We start from the raw sequence: 8,392 nt of genomic DNA, 5'->3' as shown, positions 1-8,392 counted from the left end.
TAGGATACCTGGGCGCCCTGCCGGGCATGGTGCTGATGGCCGCCTCGGATGAGGCGGAGTTGGCAGGCATGATCGCCACCAGCCTCGAGATCGAAGACCGGCCCTCGGCCTTCCGCTATCCGCGCGGCGACGGGGTGGGGGTGGAGATTCCCGAACTGGCCGCCCCATTTGAGATCGGTAAGGGCCGCATCGTGCGTGAGGGGGCGACCGTCGCGATCCTTTCGCTCGGCACCCGGCTGCAGGAATCGCTCAAGGCCGCCGAGGCTCTGGCGGCGCGGGGCGTGTCCGCCACCGTGGCCGACGCCCGCTTTGCCAAGCCGCTGGACGAGGACATGATCCTGCGTCTGGCTCGTGAGCATGAGGCCCTGATCACTGTTGAGGAGGGCGCCATGGGCGGCTTCGGCGGCTTCGTGCTGCAGATGCTGGCCGAGAAGGGCGCGCTGGATGCGGGTCTGAAGGTGCGGACCCTGCACCTGCCCGACGTGTTCCAGGATCAGGACAAACCCGAGGTCATGTACGCGCAGGCGGGCCTGAACGCGGAGCATATCGCCGCTGCGGCCCTGGCGGCCCTCGGAGTGGACGCGGCGAGCGCCAAGGCGCGGGCCTGAGACCAGCTTTCCTCTCCGCCGACTGGAGAAGGAACCGTCATGATCGCTCACGATTTGTTACGGCGCGGCGTGGCCTTTGCTGCACTGCCGCGCTAGCTTCGCGCCGGCTCAGAGGCGGGGACCAACCTCGCCCATTCCACAGACTGAACTCAGGAACGACGCAGACATGACCCAGTGGGTGTACGGCTTCGGCGGCGGCTCCGCCGACGGCGACGCTTCGATGAAGAACCTCCTCGGCGGCAAGGGCGCGAACCTTGCGGAGATGTCCTCCCTCGGCCTTCCGGTGCCGCCCGGTTTCACCGTCACCACCGAGGCCTGCGTCCACTATTTCTCCCAGGGCCAGACTTATCCGGGCGATCTGGACGGCCAGGTGAAGACAGCGCTGGACAAGGTCGAGACGCTGACCGGCAAGCGCTTCGGCGACGCGGCCAATCCGTTGCTGGTGTCTGTGCGTTCAGGCGCCCGCGCCTCCATGCCGGGCATGATGGATACGGTTCTGAACCTGGGCCTGAACGACCAGACGGTGGAGGGGCTGGCGGCCCTGTCCGGCGACCGGCGCTTCGCCCTGGACAGCTACCGCCGCTTCATCACCATGTACTCCAATGTGGTTCTGGGCATCGGCCATGACCTGTTCGAGGAGGTTCTGGACGACCACAAGGACCGCCTCGGCGTCTCGGTCGACACCGAGCTGACCGCCGAAAACTGGGAAAAGGTCGTCGCCGACTACAAGGCCGTGGTCGAGCGCGAACAGGGCGCGCCCTTCCCGCAGGATCCCGCCGCCCAGCTGTGGGGCGCCGTGGGCGCCGTGTTCGACAGCTGGATGAACGACCGGGCCAAATTCTACCGCCGCATGCACGACATCCCCGAGAGCTGGGGCACGGCGGTGAACATCCAGTCCATGGTGTTCGGCAACATGGGCCAGACCTCGGCCACCGGCGTCGCCTTCACCCGCAATCCGTCCACGGGCGAGGCGAAACTGTACGGCGAGTTCCTGATCAACGCCCAGGGCGAGGACGTGGTCGCCGGCATCCGCACGCCCCAGTCCCTGACCAAGGCAGGCCGCGAGGAAATGGGCGAGAGCGCCCCCTCCATGGAAGAGGCCATGCCCGAGGTGTTCGGCCAGTTCGTGGACGTGGTGGGCAAGCTGGAAAGCCACTACCGCGACATGCAGGACATCGAGTTCACGGTCGAACAGGGCCGGCTCTACATGCTGCAGACCCGCAACGGGAAGCGCACGGCCAAGGCGGCGCTGAAGATCGCTGTGGACCTGGCCGCAGAGGGCGTCATCGGCCAGGAAGAAGCCATCCAGCGGGTGGATCCCTCGGCCCTGGACCAGCTGCTGCACCCCACCCTCGACCCCAAGGCCCATCGCAACGTCATCGCCGCCGGCCTGCCCGCCAGTCCCGGCGCGGCCACCGGCAAGGTGGTGTTCGATTCCGACGAGGCCGAACGACTGGGCCAACTGGGGGACGCGGTCATTCTGGTTCGCGAGGAGACCTCGCCCGAGGACATCCACGGCATGCACGCGGCGCGGGGCATCGTCACGGCGCGCGGCGGCATGACCAGCCACGCGGCGGTGGTGGCGCGCGGCATGGGACGCCCCTGCGTCTCCGGCGCCGGCGAGATTCACATCGACGAGGACGCGGGCCTGTTCCGCGCCCGGGGCCGCGAGTTCCGCGCCGGCGAGATCATTACCATCGACGGCTCCCGGGGCGAGGTGCTGGAGGGCGCGGTCGACATGGTGGAGCCGGAGCTGACCGGCGATTTCCAGACCCTGATGGCCTGGGCCGACAAGGTCCGCCGCCTGAAGGTGCGGGCCAATGCGGAGACGCCGTTGGACGCGAAGACGGCGCGCGGTTTCGGCGCCGAGGGCATCGGGCTGTGCCGCACCGAGCACATGTTCTTTGACGAGACCCGCATCGCCGCGGTGCGCGAGATGATCCTGGCCGACGACGAACAGGGCCGCCGCGCGGCCCTGGCGAAGATCGAGCCGTTCCAGAAGGCGGACTTCACCGAGCTGTTCCAGATCATGGCCGGCCTGCCGGTGACGATCCGCTTGCTGGACCCGCCGTTGCATGAGTTCATCCCCCATTCCGACGAGGACATCGACGCCCTGGCGGCGTCATCGGGCCTGGACGCGGCCAAGCTGAAACGCCGCGCGAAGGACCTGGCCGAGACCAACCCCATGCTGGGCCATCGCGGCTGCCGGCTGGGCGTGGCCTATCCCGAGATCTACGAGATGCAGGTGCGCGCCATCCTCGAGGCGGCCTTGGCGGTGAAGGCCGAGTCCGGCGCCGCGCCGACGCCGGAGATCATGCACCCGCTGGTCGCGCTGGGTCTTGAGATGAAATACCTGCGCGAGCTGACCGACCGCACCGCCGAGGCGGTGTTCGCGGCGGCGGGCGACCGGGTCGACTATCAGGTCGGTACGATGATCGAGCTGCCCCGCGCCGCCCTGCGCGCCGGGGACCTGGCCGAGAACGCCGAGTTCTTCTCTTTCGGCACCAACGACCTGACCCAGACCACGTTCGGCATCAGCCGCGACGACTCCGGCCGCTTCCTGCAGGCCTACATGGACAAGGGCATCTTCGAGACCGATCCCTTCGTGCGGCTGGATCAGGAGGGCGTGGGCGACCTGATCCGCATCGCCGCCGAGCGGGGCCGGGCCGTGCGGCCGGACGTCAAGCTGGGCATCTGCGGCGAGCACGGCGGCGACCCGTCCTCCATCGCCTTCTGCGAGCACGCCGGCCTCGACTACGTCAGCTGCTCGCCCTACCGCGTGCCCATCGCGCGGCTGGCGGCGGCCCAGGCGGCCCTGCATGCGCAGGCTGGCACCGAGCGGGAAAAGGACCGCTAGCGGCAGACGGTCTCGAGCCAGGCGATGTCCCAGGGCTTGGGCGGCGCGGTCTGTCCCCGCGCCGCCAGCGCCGTCTCCAGATAGAGCGGCTCGTCGGACGGGGTGACCCGCATGTCCGCTTCATAGAATGGGTGGCTCTGCGCCGCTTCGAGGGAGACGAACTCGGCGCCCTTGCCGCGGTAATGGGCCAGCACATGAGGTAGCATCCGGGCGTGGAACGCGCCGGTGTGCAGCAGCAGGACATAGGGGATGTCCTCGCCGTACAGCGCCCGGGCCATGGCCCGGGAATGGTCGAAGGCGGCGTCCGCGGCCTCCATATAGGCCCGCTCCATCCGCGCGATGGCCGCGTCGTCGCCCTGCGCCCGGCAGCGCACATAGGGTTGGGTCCAGGCCCAGTCGTCAAAGCTCATGGTGACCGAGGCCACGCGATAGCCCCGCTCATCCAGAAAGCTTCGGATCCGGTCGCGCAGGGCCGGGTCATCGCCCTCGGCCAGAAACGGATAGCGAAACCAGCGCCAGTCCCGCTCGCCCATCAACAAGGCCAGCAACGGCTCGTTGTGCAGGATCTCCGCTTCATAGGCCTCGGCCCCGATGGCATTGGGATTCTGATGCGTCCAGGTGTGGTTGCCCAGCGCCTGGCCCGCCGCCCGCCACAGATCCAGCGCCGCTGCGGCGTCCGGGTTCTGCTCGATGGACCCGCCATTGATGAAAATGGTCGCCGGGGCGTCGCCCGCCTCGCTCAGCGCCGCGATCATGCGGGCGGCCACCCCCACATAGGTCTCACCCTCGGGCACGGGGCCATGCACCGGCGCATCGTCGATGGTGATGGCGATCTGCTGCGCTCCGGCGGCGACGGGCAGGCACAAGGCGGCGGCGAATACGATCAGGGCGAGGCGCATCAGTCTTCGTGCGCCAGGAACAGTCTCAGGTCCACCGCCTCGCCCATGGCGCGGTACCCTTCGATGGAGGGGTGCAGGCCGTCGCTGTCGTACTCGGGCCGCAGGTGGGTGGGACGATGCGGGTCGCGCATGACTGCGTCGAAGTCGATCACCGCGTCCACGTTCCCGGGTGTTCGGAACCAGGCGTTGATCGCCTGCCGATCCGCCTCGTTGGCTGCGTCGGGGCGGTAATAGTCCGACCCGCCATAGGGTGTGATGGTCGCGCCGATGACGGTGATCCCCCGCTCCCGAGCCCGGGCGGTCATCTGGGCATAGGCGCCGATCATGTCGGCGACCAGCGCCTCATGGGCCTCAGGCGTCGCGGGGGCCTCGCGGGTGAGGACGCCGAGGTCGTTCACGCCTTCCAGGATGATCAGATGGGTCACGCCGGTCTGGCTCAGGACATCCCGCTCGAACCGCGCAAGGGCGTTGGGGCCCAGACCGTCGCGCAGCATCCGGTTGCCCCCGATGCCGTGGTTCAGGACGCCGAGGTGCGCGGTGCGGGGATCGGCTTGCAACCGCTCGGCCAGAAAATCGGGCCAGCGGGTGTCCGTGTCCGGGTGGACGCCGTAGCCGTCGGTGATGGAATCGCCCAGCACGACAATGGATCCGGCGTCTGCCGGCCCCAGCACGTCCACGCCCGAAAGCAGATACCAGCGGGTGAAGGTGGTCTCATCGGTCAGGACGGCGGCGCCCGTCTGGTCGCCCGGCGCCATGCGGCCGGTGGCCCGGGCGCCCGGATGGGCGGTCAGGCGCGGCGGCGCGTCCGCCACATGAAAGGTGACGGCGAGATGCGACAGGGCCTCCGCCTCGAAATCCACAGGATCGGAAACGAACTCGGCTCCGGCCGGGACCATGACGCCGGACCGGCCGGCGAAGGTGAGGGGCGTGGCCGTGGCCGGATCGACCATGGCGCCGTCGCGGGTGCGGGGTCGGCTCACCGTGGCGCGGGTGATCTGAAGGGGTGCGTCGCCGAAGGCGTTGGACACCCGGACCCTGATCCTGTCTCCGGATGCGGTGAGCCGAACCACCTGTCGCAGGGTGACATCGTCCATGGCGCCGTCGGGCAGGGCGTGTTCGTTCTCCGCGACCATCTGTGACGACGCCCAGCCGCCCACCCATCGCCCATCATCGGCAAGGGCCGCGACCGGCGCCAGAATGAGGCCGAGGGCGGCGAATGCGCTCACCAGGCGGCGTCTCGAGAGCATGATCGTCCTCCCTGTCGCGCGCCGCGATCTCAGTGTCGTGGTAGCGCTATCAGGCCTGAAGGGTCCGGCTTTCCACCCACATCGTCAAGGGGGCCGCAGAACGCCGTGTGTGGCTTTCAGGTCACCGTTACGCTTGTGTAATCGTCCGGCCTTGGAACCGCCCCAAGTCGTACCTACTTGAACAGTCGCTGGGATCAGGGGCTGGCGACCAAAGAAGTCGCTGCTCACGGAGTGTTACTAAATGAAAACGATTCTTCTCTCTACCGCCGCCATTGCGATGTTCGCCGCCGCGCCTGCCATGGCGCAAAGCTGGCCCGCTCCCGAATACTACGGTTCGCTGGGTTATTCGCACATGGAAGTTGACGAGGTCGACGCTGACCTCGGCGCCATCACAGGCCGTTTCGGCGCCAAGCTGACCCCGTACTTCGGCTTCGAAGGTGAGGGCTCGGTCGGTGTTCGCGACGACCAGGTCACCATCGGCGGCGTCGCCGTCGATGTTGAACACCAGTACGACCTGGCCGCCTACGGCGTGGCCTTCCTGCCGGTCAATTCGAAATTCGAGCTGTTCGCCCGTGTCGGTTACGGCACGACTGAAGTCAAAGCCTCGGCCGGCGGCGTCAGCGTCACCGACGACGGCAACAGCTGGAACTACGGCGTCGGCGCCAACTACTACTTCGACGGCCAGAACGGCATCCGTGGCGACTGGACCCGTCGTGACTTCACCGACGATGGCGGCGAAGCCGACGTCTGGTCGGTGAGCTACATCCGCCGCTTCTAGGCCGGATGACATCAGGGCTCCGGCGACGGGGCCCTGCTATCGAGCAGGGAAGGCGCGCTTCGGAGAGGAAGCGCGCCTTTCTCTTTGTGCGCTAACGCTCGGCCCTCGGGGCTTTGCGGCTTGAGCGCATATTGGGGCGCTAACGCTCGCGACGCGGTCGCTCGCTGCTTGAGCGCATTGTGGCGCTAACGCCCGGCCCGTGCGGCTTGAGCGTCAGGCGCGCTTTCTGACGAACACCGAGCCTGCGGAATAGCCGGCGCCGAAGCTGCAGATCAGGCCGGTGTCGCCCGGCGCGAATCCCTCGTTGTGCAGGTGGAAGGCGATGATTGAGCCAGCCGAGGAGGTGTTGGCGTAGTCGTCCAGGATGATGACGTTCTCGCCCGGCGCGGGCTCGCGGCCCAGCACGCGTTTGCCGATCATTTCGTTCATGTTGATGTTGGCCTGGTGCAGCCAGAGGCGCTTGAGGCCCGTGGGGTCGATGGCCAGATCGCGGGCGTGGTCCACGATCATTTCGGACACCATGGGCACCACGTCCTTGAAGACCTTGCGGCCCTGCTGAACGAACAGCTTGTCGGTGATCCCGTCTGGGCGCGGGCTGTCGGGGGCGGCGGTCACGTCCTCGCGGGCGGCGCGGTTGAGGAAGCCGAAATTGTTGCGGATGTTGTTGGAGAACACGGTCTTCAGGCGGGCGCCCAGGATGTCCCAACCGCCCGTGGCCTGATCGGCGGCCTCGACGATCACGGCGGTGGCCACGTCGCCGAAGATGAAGTGGCTGTCCCGGTCCCTGAAGTTCAGGTGGGCCGAGCATATCTCGGGGTTCACCATCAGCACTGCCTTCACCGAACCCGAGGCGATGAAGTCGGCGGCGGTCTTGAGGCCGAAGGTGGCCGAGGAGCAGGCCACGTTCATGTCGAAGGCGAAGCCGTCGATTCCCAGGGCCTGCTGCACCTCGATGGCCATGGCCGGGTAGGGGCGCTGCATGTTGGAGGCGGCGCAGATGACGGCGCCGATCTCGCTGACCGGCTTGCCCCAGCGGGCGATGGCCTCCCGCGCGGCCTTCACCGCCATCTCGGCCAGCACCGAGAGCTGGTCGTTGGAGCGTTCGGGGATGTGCGGGACCATGCGGTCAGGATCGAGGATGCCCGATTTCTCCACCACGAAGCGGGACTTGATGCCCGAGGCCTTCTCGATGAACTCGGACGAGGACGGCGTCAGCGCCTCCAGCTCGCCGGCGGCGATGGCCCCGGCGTTGGCGGCGTTGAAGCGCTCGGCGAAGGCGTTGTAGGCCGTCACCAGTTCGGCGTTGGAGAGCGCGTGTTCGGGGGTGTGCAGGCCGGTGGCGGCTATGACCGCTCTGGGAGAATCGTTCACTGGGTCCGTTTCCTTGACGAGCCCCATCAATAGGACGGCGGGGGCGTGCGGTCGAGACTGGCGCGGATGCCGGTCCACCAGCGGGCGATCTGGTTTGCGGGCGCCCTTGGCGGGGGGACGCCCCTGGCGGCGATCAGGGCCTCGACCAGATCCTCGGCCTCGCAGGGCCAGCCGCCCGGGGCCACATAGACCGGGTAGAGGATCAGGGCTGCGGCGACCAGTTCGTCCAGCGTCGCCCGGCGGGTGCGGCGGGGACAGGCGACGCGGTCTTCGGTCAGGCCCCAGCCCGCGAAGAAGGGCGTGCCGTAGGTGGTGACGGGCTTGCCACGCAGCAGGGCCTCGAAGCCCGACAGGGAGGTCAGGGTCGCCAGACGATCGGCGTGGTCGAGGCACTGGATGATGTCGAGGCCGTCGGCCGACGCGTCCACGGCGTCCAGCGCCGCGCCGTCCAGCATGCCGGGGCGATTGCCCGCCAGCACGTCGGGGTGGGTCTTGTAGATCAGGAAGGCGTCCGGGTGGTTCGCCCGTACAGCGGCGACCAGCCCGGCGTTGGTGCGGATGTCGGCGCAGCCCTTCAGGATCGACTGATCGTTCTCCACCTGGCCGACGATCAGGATGCGCGGGCGATCCGT

General features: G+C 68.2%; 6 protein-coding genes and 1 pseudogene. 3 read left to right on the top strand and 4 right to left on the bottom strand.

Annotated elements, in window-relative coordinates; translation table 11 throughout:
* On the top strand, positions 1–608 hold a 608-nt coding region (locus C0461_RS11960; protein WP_292107229.1), incomplete at its 5' end, for a transketolase C-terminal domain-containing protein.
* Between the two features lie 166 nt (positions 609–774).
* Positions 775–3,465: a pyruvate, phosphate dikinase gene (gene ppdK / locus C0461_RS11955; protein ID WP_292107227.1), complete on the top strand. Its 2,691-nt coding sequence runs from the start codon at positions 775–777 to the stop codon at positions 3,463–3,465.
* On the opposite strand, the gene C0461_RS11950 is transcribed toward ppdK, so the two are convergent.
* Positions 3,462–4,364, bottom strand: coding sequence for a polysaccharide deacetylase family protein (locus C0461_RS11950; RefSeq protein WP_292107225.1), 903 nt, complete (start codon positions 4,362–4,364; stop codon positions 3,462–3,464). The two genes, ppdK and C0461_RS11950, sit on opposite strands and share 4 nt — an antisense overlap.
* Complete coding sequence (locus C0461_RS11945) at positions 4,364–5,611, bottom strand: SGNH/GDSL hydrolase family protein (protein WP_292107223.1); 1,248 nt, start codon at positions 5,609–5,611, stop codon at positions 4,364–4,366. The genes C0461_RS11950 and C0461_RS11945 overlap by 1 nt, the downstream gene beginning before the upstream one ends.
* A 241-nt stretch (positions 5,612–5,852) precedes the next feature.
* Between C0461_RS11945 and C0461_RS11940 the strand changes: the two genes are divergently transcribed.
* Positions 5,853–6,389, top strand: coding sequence for a porin family protein (locus C0461_RS11940; protein ID WP_292107222.1), 537 nt, complete (start codon positions 5,853–5,855; stop codon positions 6,387–6,389).
* 213 nt (positions 6,390–6,602) lie between these two features.
* On the opposite strand, the gene C0461_RS11935 is transcribed toward C0461_RS11940, so the two are convergent.
* Entirely contained in the window at positions 6,603–7,760 is a 1,158-nt protein-coding gene (locus C0461_RS11935; RefSeq protein WP_292107220.1) for a beta-ketoacyl-ACP synthase III, read from the bottom strand.
* 26 nt (positions 7,761–7,786) lie between these two features.
* A pseudogene (locus tag C0461_RS11930) lies at positions 7,787–8,392 on the bottom strand (capsular polysaccharide biosynthesis protein); the annotation flags it as partial.

Origin of the sequence: Brevundimonas sp., assembly GCF_013823285.1 — a bacterium.
Taxonomy (GTDB): domain Bacteria; phylum Pseudomonadota; class Alphaproteobacteria; order Caulobacterales; family Caulobacteraceae; genus Brevundimonas.
Note: the sequence above shows the minus strand (reverse complement) of the source record. Positions and strands in the feature narration are given on the sequence as shown.

Excerpts from the sequence above, each read along its gene's own strand:
- ppdK (WP_292107227.1), top strand. The coding sequence starts at position 775 with ATGACCCAGTGGGTGTACGGCTTCGGCGGCGGCTCCGCCGACGGCGAC.
- C0461_RS11950 (WP_292107225.1), bottom strand. The coding sequence starts at position 4,364 with ATGCGCCTCGCCCTGATCGTATTCGCCGCCGCCTTGTGCCTGCCCGTC.
- C0461_RS11945 (WP_292107223.1), bottom strand. The coding sequence starts at position 5,611 with ATGCTCTCGAGACGCCGCCTGGTGAGCGCATTCGCCGCCCTCGGCCTC.
- C0461_RS11940 (WP_292107222.1), top strand. The coding sequence starts at position 5,853 with ATGAAAACGATTCTTCTCTCTACCGCCGCCATTGCGATGTTCGCCGCC.